Here is a 26399-nt window from a genome sequence, read left to right on the forward strand (position 1 = left end):
GGCTATTCTTTTTTTAACCAAACCTTGAAATATCAACCTCATTAGACAAATCTTGGTTGTTTTCTAAATGATTATACAGTTGATATGCCATTTTAGGAGCTAACATCACGCCTCTAGTGCCTAATCCATTTAAAATGGCAAGTTGAGAATGAATAGGATGTTTCCCTAAAATTGGTCGCCGGTCTTTTACAGTGGGCCTAATTCCTGCATGATGGTCAATCACTTTGTAAGGCACATTTATAATTTTTTGTAATTTGTTTTCAAGTTCTTCTCTGGCTTCACTTGTAGGATTCATCGTTTTGTCTTCCCAATTAAAAGTAGCTCCAACTTTGTAGTTATTATCTCCTAAAGGCATAATAAATACTGATGATTTAATAATAGATTTAATATTGAGGTTAGGGGAGTGGATAGTTAGCAGTTCCCCTTTAGCTTCTTTTAACGGAATAGCTGCAAAGAAAGGATTTTTTACTACTCCATACCCTTCGCAAAAAAGGATTCTTTTGGCTGTTATACCTTTGTAAGTTAACGAATTATTATCAAAATTAATTTGGTCGTAATTAAAACGCTCGTTTATTAATTGCTCTTTCTGTTGCAAGAAATTTGTGTATGTATTAAGTAAAGCTCTAGTGTCAATTTTACCAGTATTTGTGATGCGTCCTAATCCAAACGGGGCATTAATCCTTTGATTGTCATTTTTAATAATTTTTGGAATCATATAATCGCTAAAAAATGGCTTGTCGCAGGCATTAAACCAATTGTTTTGCTCTTCAACTGAAGTGAAAATTCTATCAATTTCTAGCGGGTAGTCAATTTGAATATTTAATTTTTTTTCTAACTTCATGTAAAAGGGAATAGCAAGGTCTAACTGATCAAAAGCATCCCAAACAGGTGTAAAACGTTTTAGAATTACGGGGTTATAAACACCACCAGCTACGCGAGAAGAATTCTGAGAACAATCCTCATAAACAATAAATGATTTGTCATACTGTGCCAATACTTCCGCAAAAGCTAAACCTGCCAAACCTAAACCTACAATTATATAATCTACCTGCATTGGACAAAGGTAGTTATAAAGAGAATAAAGGCATAAAAAAAACTCCTACCCAATTAAGAGTAGAAGTTTTTCAGATATACTACAGTGAATTTATTAGTAATTCCACATGTCTAGTTCTTTATTTCTGATATCTTCTTTCAATCTATCAGCTTCTAGCACTTGAAATAACGCATTTCCTTTTATGTATTCTGCAACATCTCTGTTACCATATATGTTCTCTTCTCTGTAAATACTAGCCACAAAACGACGAGCATTTAATAAATGATCATAAGATAATGGGAACGCAGAGTTTTTGTTGTTAAACACTTTCATTTCATGAGTTATTTCTCTAGCTCCTGGATACCATACCCAGAATAATTCTACAAGTTCTTCCATACTAGATTCGCCAGTACCCATAAAATTAACATCGGGAGCAACAGGTGCAATACCTAATAATCGGTACTTTAATTCACCTTGTCTTTTGTCGAAATACCACACACCCTTAATTTTAAGACCAGAAATATCACCAGAAGTTAAATCAATTCTATCTACATATTCATCAGTAATTGACTCACCTTGATTTAATAATTCGTAACCGGCATCACTTGTATCAATTCTAGACAAACGCCCTTCAATTTCTTTAAAAGTCAATTTGTTCTCAAAATAAGAATCGTCGTAAACATCGGCAATTTCTCCACTTTTAATACCTCTTAACAAAGTGTCATAAAGAGATCTTCTACTAGAGCTAATGTTGTTAGTATCTATAGGATAATAGAATGGTAAATTAATTTTCTCATTCAAATCCACATACTCCCACACCACTTTAGACCAAAGGATATCTCTATCATCTATGTAACCGTAAGGTAATGGTCCGTCATTATCAGCTGCTAATTGCTCTGCTGTTTTCATCCCAATTTCTTCAGGAATCTTTGCATTTAACAAGTTAGCTTGTGCGTTTATTGAGTTTGTTGCCAAGACCACAACACACACTACTAAAAAACCTCTCCAATTCATAATTTTTATTTTTTAATTTAATTCTACGTTTAACGGTTGTGTTTTCTTTAAATAGTAACCACTGTTACCCGATAACGATGTTTTAAGGTCAAATATTGTAACCATATCGCCTTTTCTTGCTTTGCTTAAGGCTCTAATGGCAGCAGCATTGAATTTTCTACCTTTTACGATAACCGTTGGTGAACCTGGGACTCTAACACTAAAGCCAGATACATTAATTTTTAAGTCAAACTCAAAATCCGGTATAAGAGCTGATATTGTCATTTTTTGTAAAGAGCTCTTAGGCATTTTAACTACACCATACTGACTACCTCTTACCGCAGCAGAAGGTGGTGGAATATCTTTAATTCTAAACGTTTGCCCAGAAGTTACAGAAGAACCGTCAGGTAATTTACCAGTAACATTAATTTTAACCGATTTACCTTTACCAGGAGTCATCATATACTTACCTAAACCAGAAGCTTTTTTAAGACCTGGTGCATTCGCTGAAAGTTGATTGTCAGGTACACCTGGCATTGAAACAGTAATAGGGTTTTGTACACCTCTATATACTACATTCATTTTATCAGCTGAAATTACTGCACTGTTTGGTTTTGCAACTACTGCATAACTTGTATTAATAGGTAATCTAACTAATGAATCACCTTCTTTAAATACAAACTCACCTTTAATATCATTTTCACCAACATTACCAGCTGGGAATTCTAAAACAGCACCACCATCTTTAATATTCGTAATTTCTTTACCATTTACAATTACTTTGGTTGGTTTTAACGTAGCATCATATTTACCTAATACTATTTTACCTCTAAAGTTTGCACCTTGTAATGTTGCTGGGTTTTCTGGTACTAAAATTGTAGTATAGTTTCTCATTGAAACATCACTCTCCAATTGTCCTTGTACCATTGCCATCAACATTTCGTTTTCAGTCGTCTTAATGTCGGCCTGCATTTGAGAAAGATTGGTAATGGTAGTAATCAATGGGAAACCTTCGTAACGATTGTTTATCCATGGTTGTGTACCTTCTCCGTCTTTTAACTTTTGTTCAGAAGTATCAAAGCGTGTATTTACTTTCGCTGTGATTTCTTCATAACCATCTCCTAAAAGAGTAGTTACTTCGTTACGATAGTTATTTATCTTATCCAAAAACGCTTGTCCAGCTTCGGTAAGTTTTTCTCCTTTAAAGAAAAATTCATTACCTGCATTTTCGCTGTCCATAGTTTCGTAATTGGTTGGATCTTCAACACCTGCTGTTAACTCTTCCTTCATTTTTTCAAGATGAGCATTAAAGTCTAAAGATAAAGCTTGTACTTTCTGAGCATTTGTATTATGGTCTGCATACTTCTCTGGTTGATCGGCTGCTTTCGTAGCCAAATTCGCATAAGTAGCTGCATTTTGTTGTTCCGCTGACACGTTAGATGCTGTCAGTTTTTCGTTCATGAAACCAAAAGCAGATAAAACTTGTTTTGACATATTCATTGCTAACATTGCAATAAATACCAAATACATTAAGTTAATCATTTTCTGCCTTGGTGATAGTTTGCCTCCTGCCATTTTTTCTAATTAGTTTTAGTTAATAGTTGGGTTAAATTACTTTTTAATCTACTAATTAGTTTCTGTTTGACATAGCAGACAACATACCTCCGTACACACCATTTAATGATGATAGGTTTGTAGCTAAAGATTCCATTTGATCTTTAAGTCTTACTGTATTTTCAGCAACAGCTTCACTTAATTGAGATTGTTTTTCAGCACTTTCGTATTGTACTTTATACAAACTGTTCAACGATTCCATATTAGAAGCAGCTAATGTTAATTGCTCACTATATTTGCTTGTTGCAGCAACAGAATTTGCAGCTGGTGCAATATTCTCAGCAGCACCGGCAAAATTTTGGATGCTTGTAGATAATCTGTCCATTTTTTCAGAATCAAGATTTGCTTCAGCTAACATTGTATCTAATTTATCAGATAACATGCTTTCAGCATCTCCTTTACCAACGGCACGGTCAGAACCTTCGCCACCTGCTAATTCAGGGTATACCAATGACCAGTCTAAGTCTTCATCAACAGGTTCAAAAGCCGATAGGAAGAAAATAAATGCTTCCGTTACCAGACCAATAGTTAACATTACACCACCAGTTAGTGGTCCTATACTAAAGTGTAAGATTTTGAATAATGCTCCTATTAATACAATTGAAGCTCCAAGGCCGTAGGCCATGTTCATTAATTTTTTCTTTTTAAGTGATTGTGCCATAATTTTTCTTTTTTCGGGTTAATTTTAATTAATAATTTTTAGTTGGTTTATTTTAACGTTGTTTATTGTTAATTATTATTGTCAACGGAATTTGTTATCAAACTTTTATCAACAATTTCTTTTTGGGTGTTATTTAACGCCCATGTAATCTTGTACTGTTCTAAAGCCAATGTAACTTCTTGCAGAATCTCCATATTCATAATCCCTGGTACTTACTTCTAAGAAATAAGCTACATCTTTCCAAGATCCTCCACGAATTACTTTTCTTTGATTATTACTGTCATTTACATTAGGATTCATTGTAGAACCTAAGTAATAAGAAGCAGGGTCATAAGCTGTATCGGTCCATTCAGAAACGTTACCGGCCATATTGTACAGTCCGTAATCGTTAGGTGTAAAAGACTTAGCTTCCATTGTGTATAAAGCTCCATCGGCAGCATAATCTCCTCTTTGTGGTTTAAAGTTTGCCATAAAACAACCTCTATCGGTTACAGTATAAGGACCACCCCAAGGGTATTTTGCATATTCTAAACCTCCACGAGCAGCAAATTCCCACTCGGTTTCAGTTGGTAGTCTAAAGTTAGGTACTTTACCACCACCTTTTTTATTAGCTAAAAATCTATTTTTCTTTTGAGTTCTGAAATCGCAAAAGCCTTTAGCTTGTTCCCAAGTTACACCAACAACTGGATAATCATTATAAGCTTGATGCCAGAAATAATCTTGGTGCATAGGATCATTATATGAATAGTTGAAATCTCTTACCCAAACTGTTGTGTCAGGATAGATTTCTACCGTATTTTTCTTAATAAAGTCTTTTCTATTACTACTGTTTCTTGCAGCACCTTCCCTATCAAAAGTATAATATAGGTATTGTAATTTTTTAGTATCGATAATCCTTCTACCGTCAAATACTTCCGTAATTGGTAAATACAAACTATCCATTGCTTCAGCATAACTTGCATCAGGATATTCAGCTACGTTCCAAACCAATTCAGGTTCCCAGTTTAAGGCTTTACCTTCTGTTGGAGAATTTAAATCACCTAGACTACCATAATTGTCCATCATATATTTATAATATACATTGGCGGTAGTATCAGGTTCTGCAAATTTGTATTTTTGAATACCATCTTCGTTACCACTAGATGGAGCTGCATCTAAATCGGCACTAGCCGCACCAAAACCTTGTTCCTCGGCAAGAATTGCTAATTGTGTTCTTACAATTGAATCTCTAACCCAAACTACAAACTCTCTATATTCAGCATTTGTAATTTCAGTTTCGTCCATATAAAATGGTCTTACGGTTACGGTTCTAGATGGTGTATTTAATGCACCAGCAATATCCTCATCAGTTTTACCCATAGTAAAAGCACCACCTGGAATTAATGTCATTCCTAATGGTTTTTCAGGGAAAAATTTCTTTTTAGACCTAACACCAGTTAACTCTCCTCTGTCGCTAGATCCACAACTGGTTGCAAAAGCAAATACAGCAAGTAAAAAATAAACGGTTACTTTTCTCATAAATGTAAATTTAGTATCCCTTTTAGGGGAAAAATACTATTTGTTTTATTAAAACTATTTTGATAAAAAACAATTTTTGATTTCGTAGAATCACTTTAAGAACGCAGAAAAAATATTTTTAGTGTGTAACTAATTTAATTTTCTAAAAGTTTTCCACCATCTTTCGGGAATAACTTGATTTCCTGCTCTTAAATAATCTTGATACGTACATGGTATTAACGTATGCTTTGTAGTTTTATTATTTGGATGTTCAACTTCCATCCACCATCTGTCACTTTTATTACTTTTAAAGAAATTTATGGTAGTATCTTCTATTGGAACTATGTATTTTTTGTAGTCTTTTTTTGAAGTAAAAGGATACTCATTGGTTCTGAAATTATAACCTTCAATAAAATACCAAATCATTTGGGCAATTAAATGTGCGGTTTGGTCTTTTTCATCTAGTTTTGCATTATATTCGTAAATACCAAAAGAAGAAACTTTATCACTAATACCTGCATATCTAGAAATTGCACAAATGGTTTCACCATAAAACCCATTAGGTACGGCATTGTTATTTGCTGGTGCTTCTGCTCTTCTTATAGCACCAATATCAATACTTACCACATCGGTATCTCGGAAAACAGGTTCAACTATTTTTACATCATTGGCAATTTCTCCCAACCTGTAAACATCAAAGTATAACTTTTCTAGTAAATCAATTTCCTCTTGCGAGTTAAAATACGTCTGATAACCTATATTGCTGTAATTAAAAAGATTACTTGGCTTGTCTAAGATTATTTTATTTAAAAAAGAAGTTGACGATACTTCATCTTCAATATGTCCTAAATCAAATTTGGTGTCAACCGTAGTTAGGTTTACGGTTTGTTCCAAACTATCATAGGCACGGTAGTTGGCATAAGTCAGATCTTGGCCACCACCTATTATTATAGGTATAATATTGTTTTTAACTAAATAAACTATTATTTCTTGCAGAGCAAAATAAGAATCCTCTTCTTCTTCACCTTGCGGGATGTTGCCCAAGTCAACGATATTAGAAAACCAATTGCCCGGAAATAGCTGATATAAATATTTGCGTATAACACTAAAATCCTTTCCAGCACCATGATTATCTTCTGCCCTTCTACCTTCTTCCACACCAATAATGGCAATATGTACTCCTTTTAATTCGGGAAGTCCATTTTGTTTTGAGTGAATGGAAATTCTTTTTCCCAAAGATTGATTGGGTAATAATGCCGAATGTGCCACAACGGCTTCTTCAACAGGATTTAAGAATTCAAAACTCATAGCTTAAGCAATTATTGACGTTTATTTCTTTTTTGCAGTTTTTTTCCTGGTTTTTTTCTTTGGCGTCTTCTTTTCTATAATTTCTTGAACTTCTTCCAAAGTCAATTTTTCAGCCTTAGTGGTTTTGGGCAATTCAATTTTTAATTTGCCTTTTATAATATTGAATCTACCCCATCGTGCTTTTTCAACACGTATGCCTTCTTCTTCCCAATGGTGAATTACTTTTTCTTTTTCCTTTTTTCTTTTATCCTCGATAAGCTCTTCAATATCAGATTGTGAAAGGTTGTCAAAATCGTATTTTTTGTTTACGTTGATAAACATCCCATCGTATTTAATAAAAGGTCCAAACCTACCTACACCTTTTTGAACAGGAAGTTCTTTGTAATGAGCAATTGGAGCATCCGCTTTTTGCTTAGCTTTAATTAGTTCTATAGCCCTGTCCATATCAACCGACATAGGATTTTCACCTATGTCCAATGAAATGAATTTTTTGCCAAACTTTACATACGGGCCAAACCTACCATTATTAACTATAATTTCTTCACCTTCAAAATCACCTAATGTTTTGGGTAATTTAAAAAGATCCATGGCTTCTTCATAAGTAACCGTTTCTATAGTTTGACTTCCTTGTAAGCTGGCAAATTTGGGTTTTTCTTCATCGGTTACCTTACCAATTTGTACCATAGCACCAAATCTACCTAAACGTGCATATACGTTTTTGCCAGACTCTGGGTCAACACCCAGAAGACGTTCTCCTTTGGCTCTTTCTGCATTTTCTGAAACATCTTCAACTCTTGGATGGAATTTGGTATAAAAATCTTTAATCATTGATGTCCAATCTTCCTTTCCAGCGGCAATGTCATCAAACTCTTCCTCAACTTTTGCCGTAAAACCAAAGTCCAAAACGGTCTTAAAATGTTCAACTAAAAAATCATTTACAATTTTACCGATATCCGTAGGTACTAATTTACCCTTATCAGAACCTACTTTTTCGGTCAATTCCTTTTCGGATAAGTTACCATTCTTAAGTTTTAACTCGGTATATTTTCTTTCCACACCATCAATTGTACCTTTAACTATATATTCTCTGCGTTGTATTGTAGAAATAGTCGGTGCATATGTGGAAGGACGACCTATACCTAATTCCTCCAATTGTTTTACCAAAGAGGCCTCTGTAAATCTCCCTGGAGGTCTTGTGTAACGCTCAGTGGCTGTAATAAAATTGTTCTCTAGTTTTTCACTAACAGCTAGTTTAGGTAACATACCCTCTTGTTCTTCATCTTCATTGTCAGTGCCTTCTAAATAAACTTTTAAAAATCCATCAAACGTTATAACCTGACCATTGGCTGTTAAAATTTCTTTGTTGTTAGAATTACTAATTTTTACATTGGTTCTTTCTAATTGAGCCTCGCTCATTTGAGATGCCAATGTTCTTTTCCAAATTAAGCTGTACAACCTATCCTCATCCCTGCCTATTGAAACTCCGTGTTTGCTCATGTCCGTAGGTCTGATGGCCTCGTGAGCTTCTTGAGCACCTTTTGCTTTCGATTTAAAATTTCTTGGTTTGCTGTATTTTTCACCATAAGAAGATGTAATCTCTTCTTGTGCCGCTTTTTTAGCATCTTCAGATAAATTAACACTATCTGTTCTCATATAAGTTATGAGACCCGCTTCATATAAACGTTGAGCCATAATCATTGTTTTGGCTACTGGAAAATATAGTTTGCGTGAAGCTTCTTGTTGCAATGTTGAGGTTGTAAACGGAGCCGCAGGAGATTTCTTAGCGGGCTTTGTTTGTAAGTCGGCAACTTTAAAATCAGCACCTACACAAGAATCTAAAAATTGTTCGGCAGCTTCTCTGGTTTCAAAATTCTTAGGTAGCTTAGCTTTAAAAGTTTTTCCTTCTTGGTTACTAAATTCAGCATCAATCCTATAAGATGCTACAGGAGTGAAATTCTCAATCTCACGCTCACGTTCCACAATTAAACGTACTGCAACGGATTGTACTCTACCTGCAGATAAGCCACCTTTTACCTTACGCCATAAAACAGGCGAAAGCTCATAACCTACTAATCTATCTAGAACTCTACGTGCTTGTTGTGCATTTACTAAATTGTAGTTTATACTTCGTGGATTTTCAACTGCTTTTAAAATGGCATTTTTTGTAATTTCATGAAAAACAATACGCTTAGTGTTGTCTTTATCAAGCTTCAATTGCTCAAATAAATGCCAAGCAATTGCTTCTCCTTCACGGTCTTCATCACTTGCTAACCAAACGGTATCTACTTTTTTGGCAATATCTTTTAATTTTTTAACTACTGCTTTCTTGTCAGATGACACAATGTAATCTGGGCTAAAATCCCCCTCTACATTAACCCCTAATTCTTTTGAAGGTAAGTCGGCTATATGACCATAACTCGATTCGACTTGAAAATCTTTACCTAAAAATTTTTCGATGGTTTTTGCTTTTGCAGGTGACTCAACAATTACTAAATTTTTTGCCATATAATTCAATTCAGAGTTAAATTTTCAAAATAGAATATTGTATTAAACCAATAAAACATATACAATTTTGAAAGTGCAAAAGTATGTAGAATTTTTTAATATTGATTTTTTTAATAAAGTTATCGGTTGTTTTTTGCTGTTTTACGGTTGTTAATTTTCTGCCAAAATGGCATATAGTTTCGTTATTGGTTGTATATTTGCAGTCCAATTTTTGCAAGATGAGTGTAGAAAAAATTATAGAAGAAGATAAACAAGGTCAATCCTTAGTTATGGATGCAGTTAAAGGCAATCGTAAAAAACTTTTTATAGAAAGTTATGGTTGTCAGATGAATATGAGCGATAGCGAAATTGTAGCTTCTATTTTGGCTAAAGAAGGTTTTAACACCACACAACAATTAGAAGAAGCCGACTTGGTTTTGGTTAACACATGTTCCATACGTGATAATGCTGAGCAAACCGTCAGAAAACGTTTACAGTACTATAATTCAGTTAAACGTAAAAATCCATCTATGAAAGTTGGAGTATTGGGCTGCATGGCAGAACGCTTAAAATCAAAATTTTTAGAAGAAGAAAAAATTGTCGATTTGGTGGTCGGACCAGATGCGTATAGAGATTTGCCTAATTTGGTTGAAGAAGTAGAAGCCGGTAGAGAGGCTATTAATGTTATCTTGTCCAAGGAAGAAACTTATGCTGATGTTTCCCCAGTTCGATTGCAATCCAATGGAGTTTCAGCTTTTGTATCAATTACCAGAGGATGTGACAATATGTGTACGTTTTGTGTAGTACCTTTTACTAGAGGTAGAGAACGTAGCCGCGATCCGAAAAGTATAATTGAAGAGATCCGTGATTTGAACAAAAAGAATTTTAAAGAGATTACACTACTTGGTCAGAACGTAGATAGTTATTTATGGTACGGTGGCGGATTGAAAAAAGATTTTAAAAAAGCATCTGAGATTGCCCAAAGTACAGCAGTTGATTTTGCTCAACTGTTAGATTTATGTGCTACTGAATTTCCAAAAATGCGATTTCGATTTTCTACATCTAATCCTCAAGATATGAGTTTAGAAGTGTTGCATGTTATGGCAAAACATCAAAATATCTGTAAATACATTCACTTGCCCGTACAATCAGGAAGTACGCGAATTTTAGAAAGAATGAATCGTCAACATACCCGAGAAGAGTATATGGAGTTAGTGGATAATATCCACAGAATTTTACCAGATTGCTCATTGTCTCAAGATATGATTACAGGATTTTGTGGTGAGACCGAAGAAGATCATCAAGATACATTATCCTTAATGGAATATGTAAAATATGATTTCGGATTTATGTTTGCCTACTCTGAAAGACCAGGAACATTGGCAGCTAAAAAGTTTGAAGATGATATTCCGCTTGACGTTAAGAAAAGACGTTTAGCAGAAGTAATTGCTTTGCAGCAAGAACATTCACATTATAGAACCAAACAACATTTAGGCAAGGTAGAGGAAGTACTGATAGAAGGAACATCCAAGAAGAACGAAAACGAATGGAAAGGCAGGAATACACAGAACACTGTAGTTGTTTTTCCAAAGGAGCACTATAAAATGGGTGATTTTGTAAATGTAAAAATAGAGTCTTGTACTTCTGCTACTTTAATAGGAACGGCGGTTGGGTATTCTGAAAATAATTAAATGGAAAACTTACAAACCATAAAACAACGATTTGGTATTATCGGTAACGATATAAACCTAAACCGTGCATTAGAAAAAGCGATTAGGGTAGCCCCGACCGATATTTCTGTATTGGTAACGGGTGAGAGTGGTGTAGGTAAAGAATTTATACCTAAAATCATTCATCAGTTATCGCATAGAAAGCATGCTAAATATATTGCTGTTAACTGTGGTGCTATTCCCGAAGGCACTATTGATAGTGAATTGTTCGGTCACGAAAAAGGTTCGTTTACGGGAGCTACACAAACCAGAAACGGTTATTTTGAAGTAGCAGATGGCGGGACTATTTTTTTAGATGAAGTAGGAGAATTACCGCTAACAACACAAGTACGTTTGTTGCGTGTGTTGGAAAATGGGGAGTTTATAAAAGTGGGATCTTCGAAAGTACAGAAAACCAATGTACGGATTGTAGCGGCTACCAATTTAAATATAATAGAAGGTATTCAAAAAGGCAAATTCCGTGAAGATTTATACTATCGTTTAAGTACGGTAGAAATTAATTTACCAGCATTGCGTAAACGTAAGGACGATATTCATTTGTTGTTTAGAAAGTTTGCCTCTGATTTTGCCCAAAAATACAATATGCCTACCATAAGGCTTTCTGACGATGCTACCATTGTTTTAAAAGATTACGGTTGGAAAGGAAACATCCGTCAATTGCGGAATGTTACAGAACAGATATCCGTAATTGAGCAGAATAGAGAAGTGTCGGCACAAACTTTAAAGAGTTATTTACCTGATTATAGTTCTAATTTTCCCGCTTTGGTAGGTGGAGAATCTCAGGGCAGTGATTTTGCCAATGAACGTGAAATTTTATACAAAGTACTTTTTGATATGCGTAATGATATTACGGATTTAAAAAAACTAACTATGGAATTGATGCAAGGTGGTAAAACGGTTACTGATGAAAAGAATACCCAACGCCTTATTCAAAAGATTTATGGCAATGGAGGTGAAGAACAAGAAGAAAATTTAGTTGAAATTATTTCTCCCCAAAAAACAGAAACATATCAAGAAGAACAGCATCAGTATAACGACAATTATCAAGATGCAGAAACTGTTGAAGAAACCTTGTCCTTACAAGAAAAAGAATATGAAATGATTAAGAAGGCGTTAGAACGAAACCAAAATAAAAGGAAGTTGGCGGCTAAAGAACTGGGTATTTCTGAAAGAACATTGTATAGAAAAATAAAACAATATGCTTTATAGTGATGCCGATGTTTCAGAAGAGATTAATATATTTACAAATTAATAGAAAAAACTAATGTCAGTTCGAGTGTCCCGTAATTCGGGAGAGAAATAAATATTTAATGAAAAAAATTACACTTTTAATATTATTAATATTCATAATACAAGGCTGTAGTTATAAGCTATCCTTCACTGGAGGTAGTACCGGTGATGCTGAAACCATACAAATAGATTATTTCCCGAATAATGCTGTGTTAGTAGAACCAACGGTAAGTCAAAAATTTACAGATGCTTTACGTGACTTATTTACGCGTCAAACCAATTTAAGTTTAACAACTAACAATGGCGATTTATATTTTGAAGGGGAAATAACCGATTATAAAGTAATACCTATCACCGCAACTGCAGATCAGAGGGCAGCACAAAATAGATTAACCATTGCAGTTAGAGTTCGTTTTTATAATAAGTTGATAGAAGAAGACAATTTTGAGAAAACGTTTTCTTTCTTTTCAGATTTTGATGCAAACTCTCAACTTATCGGAGGAGTATTAGATACTGCCTTAGAAGAAATTTTTGAGAGATTAACACAAGATATATATAATGCGTCAGTAGCAAAGTGGTAATATGAACATTTCAGAATTTACATCATTATTAGACAATAAGAAAGCTATTACCATTGCTCAAACCAATGCTATTGAAGATATTTTAGAAAACTATCCCTACTTTCAAGCTGCAAGGATGATTCATCTTAAAGGGTTAAAAAATCAGCATAGTTTTAAATACAATTCAGCATTAAAAACAACAGCAGCTTATACAACTAATAGAACGGTGTTGTTTGATTTTATTACAGCAGATACGTTAGACAATTCAAAAGCTTTAGAAAAACAGCAAGAAATTATTGATACTAATGAAGTTGTTGATTTAGAAATTGTAGACAAATCAGAAAATAACAAATCTAATACACTAATTGTAGAAGAAGCTATTGTAAAAAAGGTTGAGGAAAAATTAAATATTGGAAAGCCATTGGTATTTGATCTTTCAGAAATGCATTCTTTTAGCGAATGGTTGCAACTAACCGACGTAAAGCCAATAGAAAGAGAAGAAAGCTCAGAGGTTGAAACTCCTAAAAAACAACCTGCTAAAAACAAAGAAAAATTTGATATTATTGAGCAATTTATTACTTCTAAACCAAAATTAGAAGTAAGCAAAACTATTGAAAACATTGATGTTTCTTTTGAAAGTGTTATTGAAGATGGTACGTTAATGACTGAGACGTTGGCACGTGTTTATCTTGAACAAAAAAAGTACGACAAGGCCATACAAGCTTTTAAAATATTAAGTTTGAAATATCCGGAAAAAAGTAGTTTCTTTGCAGACCGAATTAAAGCAATAAAGTTTTTACAAAAAAATAATTCATAAAAATGACTTATACACTATTTCTAGTACTGATTGTTATTGTAGCAGTCTTACTTATACTTATTATTATGGTGCAGAATCCTAAAGGTGGAGGTTTATCTTCTTCTTTTGGAGGACAAGGTTCTCAAAGTTTAGGTGGTGTGCAGAACACAACTAATTTTTTAGACAGAAGTACTTGGACGTTGGCAATAGCTTTAGGTGCATTAATTTTATTATCAAATTTTGCTATTCCTAGAAATACGGTTGATACCAAATCTCAAATTGAAGGAACATTAAATGATAGAAATCCTGTTGAGCAAACAGCACCAGTACCAACGGAGCAGCCAGCGACATTACAAGATTCAACAAATTAAACTAAAAAAATATAGAATAAAAAATGCCAACGAAAATGACACGTTGGCATTTTTAGTTTTTATATATTTCATTTAAATAAACTAATTAAAAACTAATAATGACTATCTGTCATATTTAACAAGTTGGCATATTTTTAGCCATAACAACAATCGATTTAATTAACTAAAAATTATAAAGAAATGAGTAAAATAAAAATCAAACCTCTTGCTGATAGAGTAGTAGTTGAGCCAATGGAGGCAGAAACCAAAACTGCTTCAGGAATTTATATTCCAGATTCTGCTAAAGAAAAACCACAACAGGGTAAAGTTTTAGCGGTTGGAAAAGGTACTAAAGACGAACCTACCACGGTTAAAGTTGGGGATACAGTGTTATATGGTAAATATGCTGGAACCGAATTGAAGTTGGATGGTGGAGACTATTTAATAATGAGAGAGAGCGATATTTTCGCAATTCTATAGTAAATTAATTAACCTAAAAAGATATTAAAAAATGGCAAAAGATATAAAATTTGACATCGAATCTCGTGATGGATTAAAACGTGGTGTTGATGCATTGGCAAATGCAGTAAAAGTAACATTAGGTCCAAAAGGCCGTAATGTAGTTATTGGAAAAGCTTTTGGAGGGCCTCAAATAACTAAAGATGGCGTAACAGTGGCAAAAGAAATTGAGTTGTCAGATCCTTTAGAAAATATGGGAGCTCAAATGGTAAAAGAAGTGGCTTCTAAAACTAACGATCAAGCTGGTGACGGAACAACAACAGCAACTGTATTGGCTCAAGCTATTGTAAAAGAAGGGTTGAAAAACGTTGCTGCAGGTGCTAATCCGTTAGACTTGAAAAAAGGAATAGATAAGGCAGTTGAAGCGATAGTTAAAGATCTACATAAAAGATCTCAAGTTGTAGGTAATAAAATAGATAAGATAAAGCAGGTGGCTTCTATTTCAGCTAATAATGATGAGACTATTGGTGATTTAATAGCTGAAGCGTTTGAGAAAGTTGGTAAAGAAGGTGTAATTACTGTTGAAGAGGCGAAAGGAACAGATACTTATGTAGATACTGTTGAAGGGATGCAGTTTGATAGAGGTTATTTGTCTCCATATTTTGTAACAGATTCTGAAAAAATGATTACTGATTTGGAGAACCCTTACATTTTATTATATGATAAGAAGATATCTTCAATGAAAGATTTATTACCTGTTTTAGAGCCAGTTGCTCAATCGGGTAAGCCATTATTAATTATTGCTGAAGACGTTGAAGGAGAAGCATTGGCTACGTTAGTAGTGAATAAATTGCGTGGCTCATTAAAAATTGCTGCGGTAAAAGCTCCAGGATTTGGAGACAGACGTAAAGCTATGTTAGAAGATTTAGCTATTCTTACAGGAGGGACTGTAATTGCAGAAGAAAGAGGATTTACGCTGGAGAATGCAACATTAGACATGTTAGGTACTACTGAAAGAGTTACTATCGACAAAGATAATACTACTGTTGTCAATGGTTCTGGTGCTAAAAAAGATATTAAAGCAAGAGTGAATCAAATTAAATCGCAAATTGAAACTACAACTTCTGATTACGACAAAGAAAAACTACAAGAGCGTTTAGCTAAATTAGCGGGCGGTGTTGCTGTATTGTATGTTGGTGCTGCTTCTGAAGTGGAAATGAAAGAGAAAAAAGATAGAGTTGATGATGCGTTACATGCTACAAGAGCTGCAGTTGAAGAAGGTATTGTTGCAGGTGGTGGAGTTGCTCTGTTAAGAACCAAAAATGTACTTGAAAAAATTACTACAGAGAATTTGGATGAAGTTACAGGAATTCAAATTGTGGCAAGAGCCGTTGAAGCTCCTTTACGCATTATTGTTGAGAATGCAGGTAGTGAAGGTTCTGTTGTAGTTGCAAAAGTATTAGAAGGTAAAAAAGATTTTGGGTTTAATGCTAAGACTGATGAATATGTTGATATGCTTAAAGCTGGAATTATCGATCCTACTAAAGTGACACGTGTTGCATTAGAAAATGCAGCTTCGGTTGCAGGTATGATTTTGACTACAGAATGTGCATTGGTTGATATTAAAGAAGAAGCTCCTGCTGGTGGAGGTGGAATGCCTCCAATGGGCGGTGGAATGCCAGGCATGATGTAGAGTCTATAGCCATTAATGGTCAATAGTTTTATTAAAAACCTACAAGATCTTATAAATCTTGTAGGTTTTTTTTGCTATTTTTTAATATCTTTATGGAATAATTATTTTCACAATCCCTGACATCCTTTGTCATGTCCTCTTTTTAAATTTGCTAAAAAACAGTAATGCATACCACAAATTATACAAACACATTTATAGAAATTGCTGAAGATTGCCCAAATGATAAGGGTGAAATGCCACCATTAAAAGGCAATAAAAAATCGGTTGCCAATCTACAATTTGAAATGTTATATGGAAATCCTTATAAATACACTTCTGATGACGTTTTATTCGGAGTATTTGCTATCAGAAAAGAGTTTGTTAAAGGTGAAATGGACGATCAAAGAGTACATTATTTTTCAAAAGGGCAACCTTGTTTTCGAGCTTCACCATTGACTAAACGATACGGATGGGGAATCCATAGCAACCAAGATGGGAAAATTGCCATGTAAGGGGCAGAAACGGAAACATACATGAAGTTTTTGGCAGATAATTCCATCAAAAAAGTAAAGGCAATGCGGACTAGAAGAAAATAAATTTTTTGATATGAAACACGAATGGAGAAAAAAAGAAAAGGAATATTACTTGCCAAAAAATATACCCGAGATAGTTAATGTTCTGGAGTTTAAATTTCTTACAATAGAAGGTGAGGGCAATCCTAACGATGAATTTTTTTCTGAGTACATTACTGCATTGTACTCACTTTCTTATCCTATAAAAATGACGCTTAAAAAACAAGCGACAAAACCAAAAGGATATAGTGACTATACTGTTTACCCGTTGGAAGGTGTTTGGGACATTAATGAAGAAGCTAAAAAAAAGTTTGATGGCAAGCTCAATAAAAATGATTTGGTATTTAAATTAATGATAAGGCAACCTAATTTTGTAGATGAAATTTTCTTTAACGAAATACTTGAATTGACAAATAAGAAAAAGCCAAATAAACTTTTAGATAGGGTAAGGTTTGAAAAAATTGAAGAAGGTAAATGTGTTCAAATGTTGCATATTGGTAGTTATGATGATGAGCCTAAAAGTTTTGAACTAATGGAAGAGTTTGCAAAGGAAAACAATCTTACAAGGTTGTCAAAAGTCCACAGAGAAATTTATTTGTCAGATTTTAGAAAAGTTGCACCTGAAAAATTAAAAACGGTATTGCGGTTTAAAGTGAATTAAGTCTAAGCTAAAAGCGTAACAGTTAATAAAATTCTGCGTCTTATTTATATTACGTAACTTTATCTTTCAATGATTAATCTTCGGTTTTATATTTGTATATTTTTATGTTGTTCAACCCTTGTATTTGCAAATGGTAAAGAAAAAAACAGCAACAATCTGCAATTCCCTAATGCTGAATATATTGGAGAAAATACGGTGCGTATTCCATTTAAATTATATGATCGTTTAGTGGTAATTGAGGCCGAAATTTTTGATAGAAAAGGAAATTTTGTTTTAGATACAGGTGCTGAGAAGTTATTGCTTAACAACGTTCACTTTGATGGAACTTATTTAAAACCTTCCCATTTAAGGCATTCTGGAGTTAGTAGTGATGTTGATGAGGTTAAAATTAAGTGGTTGAAAAAACTTCTGGTAAAAGATTTTAGTATTGATAATGTTAAATCTCATATGTTGGACTTATCTCATATAGAGAAAAGTAAAAAAATGTCACTTTTCGGTGTAATAGGGTACAATATACTCAAAGACTATGAAATTTTTATCGACTTTTATTTAAAACAGATTACACTTTCCAAAATTGATAAAGAGGGCAACAAAATCGACAATCTGCCTTATCTGGAAAAAATAACAGACACTCTTGATTTCACATTGCGAAAACATACTATTGTATTAGATTCTTATGTAAATAACCAAAAACTAAAGTTTGGTCTAGATACCGGAGCAGAAATGAATTTACTTGATAGGTCAATATCTAAAAAAGTAATGAAAAATTTTAGAACACCTAAACAAATGGTCATCGTTGGTGCTGGTAAAGAAAAAAGTGAGGTTTTGGCAGGTAAATTGCATAAAGTAAAATTGTCAAATACGGTTTACTGCGGGCCTATGAAAACGATTATAACCAATATGAAAACTAAGAATATTGCTTATGGAACAAAATTGGACGGTGTTTTGGGCTACGAATTTATTGCCACTCGCAGAATGATATTAAATTATAAGAAAAAGCAACTGTATTTTATGAAAACGGTTTTTTACAAGTAAAATGTTGAATATTAAAAGCTACATACTCTTAATTTTTATATGCTATACAAGTGTTGTTAATGGACAGCAAACACCAACCTATAGCATTGAAGGAGATTCCGTTATTTTTAATTTTGATGTTAGGCATTATAAAAAATTTACTAAAGATAATTCTCCTCGACGGGTAAATGCGGACAATATTGATATCTACGAAGTTACCCTGTCCGGACAATTCAATAATTGGTCTAGGCATTTGTGGAAAATGAAAAAAACAGGAACTTACACCTATCAATTAATAAAAAAAATAACAGACTTTGATGATAAGTTTTTATGGGAATTCAAATACTTGATAAATAATGAATATTGGGCCGAGCCAGATAAAAGTTTTGATAATATTACGGAATCCGAAAAGAGCTCAATTTGGCGTAAGGTGTATAATTTAAAAATGTACACAGTTCATTCCAATGAAAATGGCAACGCCCATTTCTATTTAGAAGGGTATGAAGATGCCGAAAAAGTAATCTTATCAGGAACTTTTAACCGTTGGGATGAGGATAACCTAAAAATGGAGAAAACTAAGGGAGGTTGGAAAATTTCGCTAAAATTAAAACCAGATACTTACCAATATAAATTTATTGTAGATGGTAATTGGATGGAAGATCCAAAAAATGCCCATAAAGAATATAATGAGCATCATACTTTTAACTCTATATTGACTATAAAAAAATCGGTTAAATTTGAGCTGAAGGGTTATGAAAATGCGTCTTCTGTTGTATTAACAGGCTCTTTTAATAATTGGAAAAATAAAGAGTTACCGATGAAAAAAGTAAATGAGAAATGGCAATATACGGTAACTTTAAAAGGAGGTAAACATCATTATAAATATATTGTTGATGGAAAATGGCTTATTGATCCTAGCAATCCAGTAAAGGAACGCGATGAATATGGCAATATCAATTCAGTAAAAATGGTAGAGTAATTTTAACTAAAAAGAAATAGAAATAAACAAAATGCTTTATAAAAGAATTTCTTTATTTATAATTTTGATATATAGTTTAAGTGCTTGTAATCAAGAAAAATCACTTGATGGGCTACAGATTTTAAATGAATCCATAACAGCACATGATTCTTCAGGAACTTGGAATAGAGCATCCTTAAATTTGCATATACAAGAGCCAAGAGTTTCAAACCCCTATAGATATTCAATTTTAAAATTGGACAATTCTAAAAATACTTTTGAGCTTTCTAGGAATAGAGATGAATATGTTTCAAAACATTGTATTGAAAGTAATGGCAATAGCTTTACGCTGTTAGATGGAAAAAAGGAGATTGATACGAGCTTGATTAAGAAGTACAGGTTAGAACCTCAAAGAAATATCGGATATAAGAATTTTTATCAACTTATGTATGGTTTGCCAATGTCTTTAAACAACTATATGGAAAAAATAGTTAGTACTACCGAAGTGGTATTTAACAAAGAACAATGTTACAAAATTGAAGTTGAACTAAAAGAACCGATGATTTCAAAATATTGGACTATTTATATTTCAAAAACCAACAATAGAATAATTGGAATAGAAATTGTTTTTCCTGATAAACCTAATGAAGGAGAAAGATTATATTTTGAAGGTATTATTAATATTGACGGTATAAAAATTCCCCGAATAAGACATTGGCATGAGCTTAAAAACGATACTTATTCTGGAAGTGACATTGTTATCAAAGAGCTAACAAAATAAGGTTCTGATTCAGTTTGCTATTTTAAATAAAAAAACGTCGCATAAAGCGACGTTTTCATTACTATTTATATACGATTAAGAATCTGCATCTTTTCCTTTGTCGTTATCCTTGGTATCATTATCGGCCATACATTTACACTCACCAGCTTCACATTTACATTCTCCTCCAGCTTTGCAAGTACAGTTGTCTACATGCTTTTTATGACTATCGCTATCCATATCAACTGTTTTGGCTTTTAAGTCCATTTTACAAACTGGGCAACTGCCTGCCTCGGTATAACTTTTACCCTCTTCGCAATCCATTGGACATTGATATACTTCGTTAGAAGCCATATCAGCTTTTTCTTCCGTTTTTACGTCTTCTTTTTTGTCACTTTTACAAGATGTAAAAGTAAAACTTGCTACCATTACAATGGCTAAGATTAAAATTAGTTTTTTCATTTTTAATTATTGTTTAGTTATTTATCAGTGTGTTTCTAACGTTCTATACTTACAGCACTCATCTATAGCTCCATAAGCTTCATCTGTTGCTTTAATTTCTTTGGTGTCGTGACCTGCATCAGCCATTACCTGCTTAAGCTTCATAAGGCTAGTTTTTTTATTGTTAAAGATACAGTACAGCTCTTTTTTCTCAATATTCCAAGAGGCGAATTTTACGCCTTTTGTTGTTAGTGCTGCCTTTTCAATACGGTCTTTACACATTTTACAAACACCATCTACTTCAAAAGTAGCTTTTGAGGTTTTTGATTGTGCTTCGGCTGTAAACGATATTGCCGCAAACGCTATTATTACTAAAATTATTTTTTTCATAATCTAAAGTGTCATTCCCGTGAAAACGGAAACCTTTTTAATTGAACTTCTGTTTTTATTAATTTAATGTATAACGCAATCCTGCATAATACATACTTCCATTTATGGGAGCATATACAATACTACTATCAAAATACGCACCAAACGGATTATCAGATGCTAAGATAGGATTTTCTTGTTTATAATTTGCTAAATTTTCTCCACCAACATAGATTTCAAAACTTTTAGAAAACACTTTGGCTATTTGTGCATTCATCAAACTGTAGCTTGGTGAGTACTCGGCCAATTGATATTGAGTTGGATTGGATGCCGTAAACGGTAAACGCTGTTTGCCCAACCAATTGAATGTATAATCGAATCGCCATTTTCCACCTTTTGCATTTTGACGAGTTTCATAACCAAGATTTGCAAAAAAGATATGTTCTGATTGTAAAGGATTCTCCAAGTTACTTTTTAAATAATCGGTTTTTACATCGTAATTTTTATACGCCAACCTTAACTCTAGCCGATTAGCTAATTCATAATTAAGTTGAACCTGTAAATTGTTGGCATGCGAATTTCCATCAAGATTATAAAATAGAACTTGTTGTGGGCTTTCATCTACATCTACAACGGCTTTGTTTTGAAATAAAGTACTGTAATAATCTATGGTAATATCTGCTTTTTTTCCAAATAGGTTAAAGCCTTGTAAAAAGCTAAACCCATAGTTCCATGCAATTTCTGGGTTTAATCCATAGATTTTACCATCGGTATTTAAAATGCCGATAGTTCTTGAAGAACCAAATAATTGTTGGTTCTCTGCAAAAATATTAGCACTTCTTTTGCCTCTACCAACCGATGCTCTTAACACGCCTTTATCCCATGGTGCATATCTCATGTGCAATCTAGGTGTAATAAATGTGCCCAGAAGGTTATGAAAATCCAATCGGAGTCCGGCAATCAAGCTAAAATCATCCAAATTATCATAGTTGTATTCAAAAAACCCACCGAATGAATTTTCTGTCCTACCAAAGTCGGTAGTGTTTACAAATTCATTATAGCTATCATGCGTAAAGCTAATTCCCGTTTTAAATTTGTGTAATGTACTACCCAAAATAGAATTAAGACGCAGATTAGAATATAAGCTTTTATGATTAATATTGTATTGATTTAAACCGAAATAGGAATCTTGTTCGTGACCGCTGTATGCCATCTGAAACCCAATACTGTTATATGGAGCGTCTGGAAAAACATAGCCTATTTTGGTTGCGATATCAACGCGTTCTGTATTGATTTCTGAACCATATTTTTGGGTAGTCAACTTATGTATATTTGGGTCAAAATCCATTTCGCCAGTTTGTTTATCATCTTTTAAATACCTAAAATCTATAATACTGACATATCCATTTACAGCGTCTGTATATTGCCAGCGGTTCATCACATTAATCTGTTTGGCTAACGGAATGTCTAAAAAATTATCGTCGTTTCTGTCTATTTCCTTTTCTCGTAAATTACCGTGAAGGAACAAGCTGGTATTCCATCGGTCTGAAACTTTTCGACTGAGATGGGTATTGAGTTCCAATCGTCCGTCTAGCGAACCATAGGCATTAATAAACAGTTTATCATCGTTTAGCGGTTTTCTCAATTCCGTATTTATTTGTCCGGCAATACTTTCGTAACCGTTTACAACCGAACCTGCACCTTTAGTAATTTGGATGCTTTCAATCCATGTGCCTGGTGTAAAGGTCAATCCAAATGCCTGTGAAGCACCTCTGACGGTTGGTATATTCTCTTGTGCAATTAAAATGTACGGACTGGTAAGCCCCAACATTCTAATTTGTTTTGTCCCTGTTAAGGCATCCGAAAAGTTGACATCAATACTGGGATTGGTTTCAAAACTTTCAGATAGATTGCAACAAGCTGCTTTTAATAATTCACCTTCATTAATGGTTACGATATTGGCGGATTGCAGATAAGAAACTGCGGTTTTTTGCTCTTCGACTTCTACCACTACTTCGTCCAAACCACCATCTTCAACCATAAAATGATGGATTTCTTTGGGTTCGTTAACAGTTACGGTATCGGTTCTATAACCCACAAAACTAAATACTAATTTTTTATATTCAGGTTTGTAAGTAAGTGTAAACCAACCCTTGTCATTTGTGGTTGTACCAATATCAGTACCTAACCAATACACGGTGGCTCCAGGCAACCCTTCTGTATTGCCTTGGCTATTTTTTATCATTGCCATTCCTTTAATCTCGGTTTGCGAGTACATCGCAATAGGGATGAGAATGAACAGTATTTTTAATATGATTTTCATTTGAAATTTTATTTTAATTAAACTCGGAAAATTAATATGCTTATTATCAGCTATAAAAACTCGGAATAATTAAATAAATCAGATAAGGAAAGTATCGTAAAGGACTTGAATGTCCTTTATAACGATAGGAGGAGAATAGCTTAAAAAGGAAGTTGAATCTTTTTCTAAATTTTCAAAAAAATTGAGATACGTATATGTGAATAAAACCGCAAATACTTTAGCTTGTAATTTTTGAGAAATTTTTAGCTCTGCATTTGAGCCTTGCACATAGTGAATTTCATCTTTGCAGCACGATTCTTTTTCAAAACCTTGCAAATCTTTAACATGATTTTCTTCAGGCATATTGCAACGCTCTAAATCATCAAAAACGGCAACATCGGAAATGTTTCCGTTACAGATGTGTTTTTCAATGGTAAAAGATAGCGTGGAAAATAGCGTTAAGAACGCCATTAACAATGCAGATATTTTTAAAAATCCTTTTTTCACGATGCAAAAATAAAAAATTTAAACGGTAAAAGTTTAAAACATGTGTTAATGTTAACGATTAGCTGGCTAGATAATTGTAAAGTAAGATTATAAGATAAAATATTAAGGATTATATTTTCGAATAATCAATCTATTTCCTTTATCATAAGAAAAGTAACTATTAACCCAATTTAAACCTACACGTAATTTATTTTTAAATCCACTTATTGAGATTAGATGTACTGTGGACCAAATTAACCAAGCAAACCTTCCACGGAAGTGCAATTTGCCAAAATCGGCAACTGCTTTTCGTTTTCCTATTGTTGCCAAAGAACCTTTATCGAAATACTTAAAAGGCTTCCAATCGGTTTTACCTCGTAAAAGGTTTTTGGCCAAATGTTCACCTTGTTGAATGGCTGTTGGTGCTACCATGGGGTGGCCTTTGGGGTAATTGTCAGTCTCCATTAAAGCTACATCTCCAATGGCAAAAATTGATGCATGCCCCTTCACTTTGTTAAATTGGTCAACGGCAATTCGGTTACTCTGGACTATATTTTCAGAAGTAATACCTTCAGGAAATTGCCCTCTGACTCCAGCTGTCCAAATCAGGTTAGAAGATAAAACTTTCTCTCCAGTAGAGAGTTTGACAGTTTTACCATCATAGGATTTAATTGCTGAATTCAAATGCACATTCACCTGCATTTTTTGTAAATCTTTTAGGGAGTCGGCAGAAGATTTGTTACTCATTGCAGATAAAACTTCTTTACCTGCTTCGACAACATGAATTTGCAAAGGAAATTTTTTCAGTTCGGGATAATCTTTAGGATAAATAAACTTTTTAAATTCTGCAAAAGCACCAGCCATTTCTACACCAGCTGGGCCGGCTCCAATAATAATAATTGAGGTGTTTAACCGCCTAGTTTCGTCATTATTAGATTGATTTGCCTTTTCTATATTTTGCAGTATATTACTTCTAATGTCCAGAGATTCTTGTATTGTTTTAAGCCCAATACTATTGTTTTCAACATCTTTTAACCCGTAAAAATTATTGGTGCTTCCGGTAGCTAAAACCAAATAATTGTAATTGATAATACCAATGTCGGTTTCAATACTTTTATCTTCTGAATTTATGTTTTGTACATCTGTCATTCTAAAGACAAAGTTTTTGTAATTTCTAAATATTTTTCGAATTGGAAATACAATAGAATCAGGTTCTAAGCCACTAGTAGCTACTTGATATAACAAAGGTTGAAATTGATGAAAGTTGTTTCTGTCAATCATCACAATCTGAAAAGGTTTGTTTTTCAACGCTTTTGCCATATGGATTCCAGCAAAACCTGCACCAATGATTACAATTCTGGGATGTTCGCTTTTTGGAATAAATACTGTTTTTAATTCAGTCATAACGTAAGTTCTAAATTCAATAAATTGGTCGAAAAAAGAACCCTAAAATTACGATTTTTTAGACTGTCTTACTAGCTTTTGCTGATAATAAAAAGCAGGCACTAAAATTAACACAAAAACAGGATGGATTAAAAAACGACGCACATAAAAAGTAAGTAAATAACCGTCTAGCATTTCCATTTTTAACAGTATAAAATATACAATACCCAAGAAAATAAAAGCAGCTATATAGAATTTTACAGAAAACCTTACCAGTCCTTTTTTGCGAAAAATAACATAGATAATAGTCAATGAAATTAAAGCATTTATCAAGTACCTAAAAAATAAGCTAGCAAATAATTTTAGGGTGCTGTATTCTGGTATTGGCTTAGCTAAAAAATCATTAGCAAAATAATGGATAAAGGGATCGTAAAACAACTGATTCTGAAATGCCCTTACTAAAATCAGCAATACAAAAAGCAAAGTTGCTAGTATCCATCGAGTAGTCCTACTCATTTTTTTGATTTTTTTAAATATGAAAAATGTCTAACCCAAATAATCCAGAGTAAAAAAACAGTACCATAAATAATAGCGGGGAACAGTAAATTATGTAAAATATCTTTATATTCAGGATATTTATACATCAACATACTAAGAATAAATACTCTGGCAATATTTACAACATAGATAATAAAAGTACCTATAATTCCATAGATAATTGTTGCTTTTATACTGCCCGAAAAAGCGATGATAAAGGTTAAAAAAAGGATAATTACACTAATAGCATTACAGCCTTCAACTATTCTGGCTATATAGGCACCATCCACAAAAAATTTCATTGAAAGTTCTGATTCATGCTGTTCTATGCGAACATCATAACCTAATAATTCGCCAAACTGTTGTGAATGTTTGGCAACGGTTTTAGTTATGGGAGCACAAGAAAAAACAGAGCCTTTTTGTTGTGTTTGTTTTAGATAAACAGAATAAATACCGACCAATAAAAAATAGGTAACAAAAAATTTTATTAAAAATCTTATGATTGTTTTTCTCTTTTTCAAATTTAAGT

General features: G+C 33.4%; 26 protein-coding genes. 12 read left to right on the plus strand and 14 right to left on the minus strand.

From position 1 onward, the window contains the following. Positions 1–13: 13 nt before the first annotated feature. The 7 genes from U5A88_RS01945 to topA all read right to left on the minus strand — a co-directional run bounded on the left by U5A88_RS01945 (position 14) and on the right by topA (position 9611). Positions 14–1054: an NAD(P)/FAD-dependent oxidoreductase gene (locus tag U5A88_RS01945; RefSeq protein ID WP_354203359.1), complete on the minus strand. Its 1041-nt coding sequence runs from the start codon at positions 1052–1054 to the stop codon at positions 14–16. Positions 1055–1147: 93 nt separating this feature from the next. Continuing rightward, a complete protein-coding gene (gene porN / locus U5A88_RS01950; RefSeq protein ID WP_354203360.1) occupies positions 1148–2047 on the minus strand; it encodes a type IX secretion system ring subunit PorN/GldN in 900 nt (299 codons plus the stop codon). Between the two features lie 12 nt (positions 2048–2059). After that, entirely contained in the window at positions 2060–3601 is a 1542-nt protein-coding gene (gene porM, locus U5A88_RS01955) for a type IX secretion system motor protein PorM/GldM (RefSeq protein ID WP_354203361.1), read from the minus strand. A gap of 55 nt (positions 3602–3656) precedes the next feature. Continuing rightward, positions 3657–4301, minus strand: coding sequence for a type IX secretion system motor protein PorL/GldL (porL, locus tag U5A88_RS01960; RefSeq protein WP_354203362.1), 645 nt, complete (start codon positions 4299–4301; stop codon positions 3657–3659). 129 nt (positions 4302–4430) lie between these two features. Next, positions 4431–5819 (minus strand): T9SS ring complex lipoprotein PorK/GldK, encoded by a 1389-nt coding sequence (gene porK / locus U5A88_RS01965; protein WP_354203363.1) that lies wholly within the window; start codon positions 5817–5819, stop codon positions 4431–4433. 129 nt (positions 5820–5948) lie between these two features. Beyond that, positions 5949–7106: a formimidoylglutamase gene (locus tag U5A88_RS01970; RefSeq protein ID WP_354203364.1), complete on the minus strand. Its 1158-nt coding sequence runs from the start codon at positions 7104–7106 to the stop codon at positions 5949–5951. Between the two features lie 21 nt (positions 7107–7127). Continuing rightward, positions 7128–9611 (minus strand): type I DNA topoisomerase, encoded by a 2484-nt coding sequence (gene topA, locus U5A88_RS01975; protein WP_354203365.1) that lies wholly within the window; start codon positions 9609–9611, stop codon positions 7128–7130. A gap of 218 nt (positions 9612–9829) precedes the next feature. Here topA and miaB point away from each other — a divergent pair, with 218 nt between their 5' ends. The 12 genes from miaB (at position 9830) to U5A88_RS02035 (ending at position 20373) form a co-directional block, all read left to right on the plus strand. After that, a complete protein-coding gene (gene miaB, locus U5A88_RS01980; protein ID WP_354203366.1) occupies positions 9830–11281 on the plus strand; it encodes a tRNA (N6-isopentenyl adenosine(37)-C2)-methylthiotransferase MiaB in 1452 nt (483 codons plus the stop codon). Then, the gene (locus tag U5A88_RS01985) at positions 11282–12529 is read left to right on the plus strand and encodes a sigma-54 dependent transcriptional regulator (protein ID WP_354203367.1); all 1248 of its coding nucleotides are present in this window, start codon (positions 11282–11284) and stop codon (positions 12527–12529) included. It abuts the gene before it with no gap. A 101-nt stretch (positions 12530–12630) separates the two neighbouring features. Continuing rightward, positions 12631–13131 (plus strand): LptE family protein, encoded by a 501-nt coding sequence (locus tag U5A88_RS01990; RefSeq protein ID WP_354203368.1) that lies wholly within the window; start codon positions 12631–12633, stop codon positions 13129–13131. Between the two features lies 1 nt (position 13132). Then, entirely contained in the window at positions 13133–13927 is a 795-nt protein-coding gene (locus U5A88_RS01995; protein WP_354203369.1) for a tetratricopeptide repeat protein, read from the plus strand. A 2-nt stretch (positions 13928–13929) separates the two neighbouring features. Next, positions 13930–14277, plus strand: a complete 348-nt coding sequence (gene secG / locus U5A88_RS02000; RefSeq protein ID WP_354203370.1) for a preprotein translocase subunit SecG — start codon at positions 13930–13932, stop codon at positions 14275–14277. A 180-nt stretch (positions 14278–14457) separates the two neighbouring features. After that, positions 14458–14736: a co-chaperone GroES gene (locus U5A88_RS02005; protein WP_321976137.1), complete on the plus strand. Its 279-nt coding sequence runs from the start codon at positions 14458–14460 to the stop codon at positions 14734–14736. 31 nt (positions 14737–14767) lie between these two features. Then, complete coding sequence (gene groL / locus U5A88_RS02010) at positions 14768–16408, plus strand: chaperonin GroEL (RefSeq protein WP_354203371.1); 1641 nt, start codon at positions 14768–14770, stop codon at positions 16406–16408. A 164-nt stretch (positions 16409–16572) separates the two neighbouring features. Further along, positions 16573–16899, plus strand: a complete 327-nt coding sequence (locus U5A88_RS02015; protein ID WP_354203372.1) for a DUF6157 family protein — start codon at positions 16573–16575, stop codon at positions 16897–16899. A gap of 94 nt (positions 16900–16993) precedes the next feature. Then, positions 16994–17620, plus strand: coding sequence for a GyrI-like domain-containing protein (locus U5A88_RS02020; protein WP_354203373.1), 627 nt, complete (start codon positions 16994–16996; stop codon positions 17618–17620). A 69-nt stretch (positions 17621–17689) separates the two neighbouring features. Next, positions 17690–18655 carry a pepsin/retropepsin-like aspartic protease family protein gene (locus tag U5A88_RS02025; protein ID WP_354203374.1) on the plus strand — a complete coding sequence of 322 codons (966 nt, stop codon included), beginning with the start codon at positions 17690–17692 and terminating at the stop codon, positions 18653–18655. A 1-nt stretch (position 18656) separates the two neighbouring features. Then, positions 18657–19613, plus strand: a complete 957-nt coding sequence (locus U5A88_RS02030; RefSeq protein WP_354203375.1) for a hypothetical protein — start codon at positions 18657–18659, stop codon at positions 19611–19613. 31 nt (positions 19614–19644) lie between these two features. Continuing rightward, positions 19645–20373 (plus strand): DUF6503 family protein, encoded by a 729-nt coding sequence (locus tag U5A88_RS02035; protein WP_354203376.1) that lies wholly within the window; start codon positions 19645–19647, stop codon positions 20371–20373. A gap of 75 nt (positions 20374–20448) precedes the next feature. Here U5A88_RS02035 and U5A88_RS02040 read toward each other — a convergent pair whose 3' ends face one another. The 7 genes from U5A88_RS02040 to xrtF form a co-directional block, all read right to left on the minus strand. Further along, positions 20449–20814 (minus strand): heavy metal-binding domain-containing protein, encoded by a 366-nt coding sequence (locus U5A88_RS02040; RefSeq protein ID WP_354203377.1) that lies wholly within the window; start codon positions 20812–20814, stop codon positions 20449–20451. A 24-nt stretch (positions 20815–20838) separates the two neighbouring features. Beyond that, positions 20839–21183, minus strand: coding sequence for a heavy-metal-associated domain-containing protein (locus U5A88_RS02045; RefSeq protein WP_354203378.1), 345 nt, complete (start codon positions 21181–21183; stop codon positions 20839–20841). Positions 21184–21241: 58 nt separating this feature from the next. Further along, positions 21242–23485, minus strand: a complete 2244-nt coding sequence (locus U5A88_RS02050; protein WP_354203379.1) for a TonB-dependent receptor — start codon at positions 23483–23485, stop codon at positions 21242–21244. A 78-nt stretch (positions 23486–23563) separates the two neighbouring features. After that, the gene (locus U5A88_RS02055) at positions 23564–23971 is read right to left on the minus strand and encodes an HYC_CC_PP family protein (RefSeq protein WP_354203380.1); all 408 of its coding nucleotides are present in this window, start codon (positions 23969–23971) and stop codon (positions 23564–23566) included. A gap of 102 nt (positions 23972–24073) precedes the next feature. After that, on the minus strand, positions 24074–25354 hold the full coding sequence (locus tag U5A88_RS02060) for an NAD(P)/FAD-dependent oxidoreductase (protein ID WP_354203381.1): 1281 nt from the start codon (positions 25352–25354) through the stop codon (positions 24074–24076). Positions 25355–25402: 48 nt separating this feature from the next. Continuing rightward, the gene (locus tag U5A88_RS02065; RefSeq protein WP_354203382.1) at positions 25403–25849 is read right to left on the minus strand and encodes an exosortase F system-associated membrane protein; all 447 of its coding nucleotides are present in this window, start codon (positions 25847–25849) and stop codon (positions 25403–25405) included. Further along, on the minus strand, positions 25846–26391 hold the full coding sequence (gene xrtF / locus U5A88_RS02070) for an exosortase family protein XrtF (protein WP_354203383.1): 546 nt from the start codon (positions 26389–26391) through the stop codon (positions 25846–25848). Before xrtF ends, U5A88_RS02065 begins: the two co-directional genes overlap by 4 nt. Positions 26392–26399: the final 8 nt, after the last annotated feature.

The sequence above is a fragment of the Aureibaculum sp. 2308TA14-22 genome (genome assembly GCF_040538665.1).
In the GTDB taxonomy this organism is placed as follows: domain Bacteria; phylum Bacteroidota; class Bacteroidia; order Flavobacteriales; family Flavobacteriaceae; genus Aureibaculum.

Coding starts and splice junctions, on each gene's coding strand:
- U5A88_RS02045 (WP_354203378.1), bottom strand. CDS start 21,183: ATGAAAAAAATAATTTTAGTAATAATAGCGTTTGCGGCAATATCGTTT.
- U5A88_RS01990 (WP_354203368.1), top strand. CDS start 12,631: ATGAAAAAAATTACACTTTTAATATTATTAATATTCATAATACAAGGC.
- U5A88_RS02050 (WP_354203379.1), bottom strand. CDS start 23,485: ATGAAAATCATATTAAAAATACTGTTCATTCTCATCCCTATTGCGATG.
- porL (WP_354203362.1), bottom strand. CDS start 4,301: ATGGCACAATCACTTAAAAAGAAAAAATTAATGAACATGGCCTACGGC.
- U5A88_RS01945 (WP_354203359.1), bottom strand. CDS start 1,054: ATGCAGGTAGATTATATAATTGTAGGTTTAGGTTTGGCAGGTTTAGCT.
- U5A88_RS02040 (WP_354203377.1), bottom strand. CDS start 20,814: ATGAAAAAACTAATTTTAATCTTAGCCATTGTAATGGTAGCAAGTTTT.
- U5A88_RS01985 (WP_354203367.1), top strand. CDS start 11,282: ATGGAAAACTTACAAACCATAAAACAACGATTTGGTATTATCGGTAAC.
- U5A88_RS02035 (WP_354203376.1), top strand. CDS start 19,645: ATGCTTTATAAAAGAATTTCTTTATTTATAATTTTGATATATAGTTTA.
- U5A88_RS02025 (WP_354203374.1), top strand. CDS start 17,690: ATGATTAATCTTCGGTTTTATATTTGTATATTTTTATGTTGTTCAACC.
- U5A88_RS02005 (WP_321976137.1), top strand. CDS start 14,458: ATGAGTAAAATAAAAATCAAACCTCTTGCTGATAGAGTAGTAGTTGAG.
- secG (WP_354203370.1), top strand. CDS start 13,930: ATGACTTATACACTATTTCTAGTACTGATTGTTATTGTAGCAGTCTTA.
- topA (WP_354203365.1), bottom strand. CDS start 9,611: ATGGCAAAAAATTTAGTAATTGTTGAGTCACCTGCAAAAGCAAAAACC.
- porM (WP_354203361.1), bottom strand. CDS start 3,601: ATGGCAGGAGGCAAACTATCACCAAGGCAGAAAATGATTAACTTAATG.
- porN (WP_354203360.1), bottom strand. CDS start 2,047: ATGAATTGGAGAGGTTTTTTAGTAGTGTGTGTTGTGGTCTTGGCAACA.
- U5A88_RS02030 (WP_354203375.1), top strand. CDS start 18,657: ATGTTGAATATTAAAAGCTACATACTCTTAATTTTTATATGCTATACA.
- U5A88_RS02065 (WP_354203382.1), bottom strand. CDS start 25,849: ATGAGTAGGACTACTCGATGGATACTAGCAACTTTGCTTTTTGTATTG.
- U5A88_RS02060 (WP_354203381.1), bottom strand. CDS start 25,354: ATGACTGAATTAAAAACAGTATTTATTCCAAAAAGCGAACATCCCAGA.
- groL (WP_354203371.1), top strand. CDS start 14,768: ATGGCAAAAGATATAAAATTTGACATCGAATCTCGTGATGGATTAAAA.
- U5A88_RS01995 (WP_354203369.1), top strand. CDS start 13,133: ATGAACATTTCAGAATTTACATCATTATTAGACAATAAGAAAGCTATT.
- U5A88_RS02015 (WP_354203372.1), top strand. CDS start 16,573: ATGCATACCACAAATTATACAAACACATTTATAGAAATTGCTGAAGAT.
- miaB (WP_354203366.1), top strand. CDS start 9,830: ATGAGTGTAGAAAAAATTATAGAAGAAGATAAACAAGGTCAATCCTTA.
- porK (WP_354203363.1), bottom strand. CDS start 5,819: ATGAGAAAAGTAACCGTTTATTTTTTACTTGCTGTATTTGCTTTTGCA.
- U5A88_RS01970 (WP_354203364.1), bottom strand. CDS start 7,106: ATGAGTTTTGAATTCTTAAATCCTGTTGAAGAAGCCGTTGTGGCACAT.
- U5A88_RS02020 (WP_354203373.1), top strand. CDS start 16,994: ATGAAACACGAATGGAGAAAAAAAGAAAAGGAATATTACTTGCCAAAA.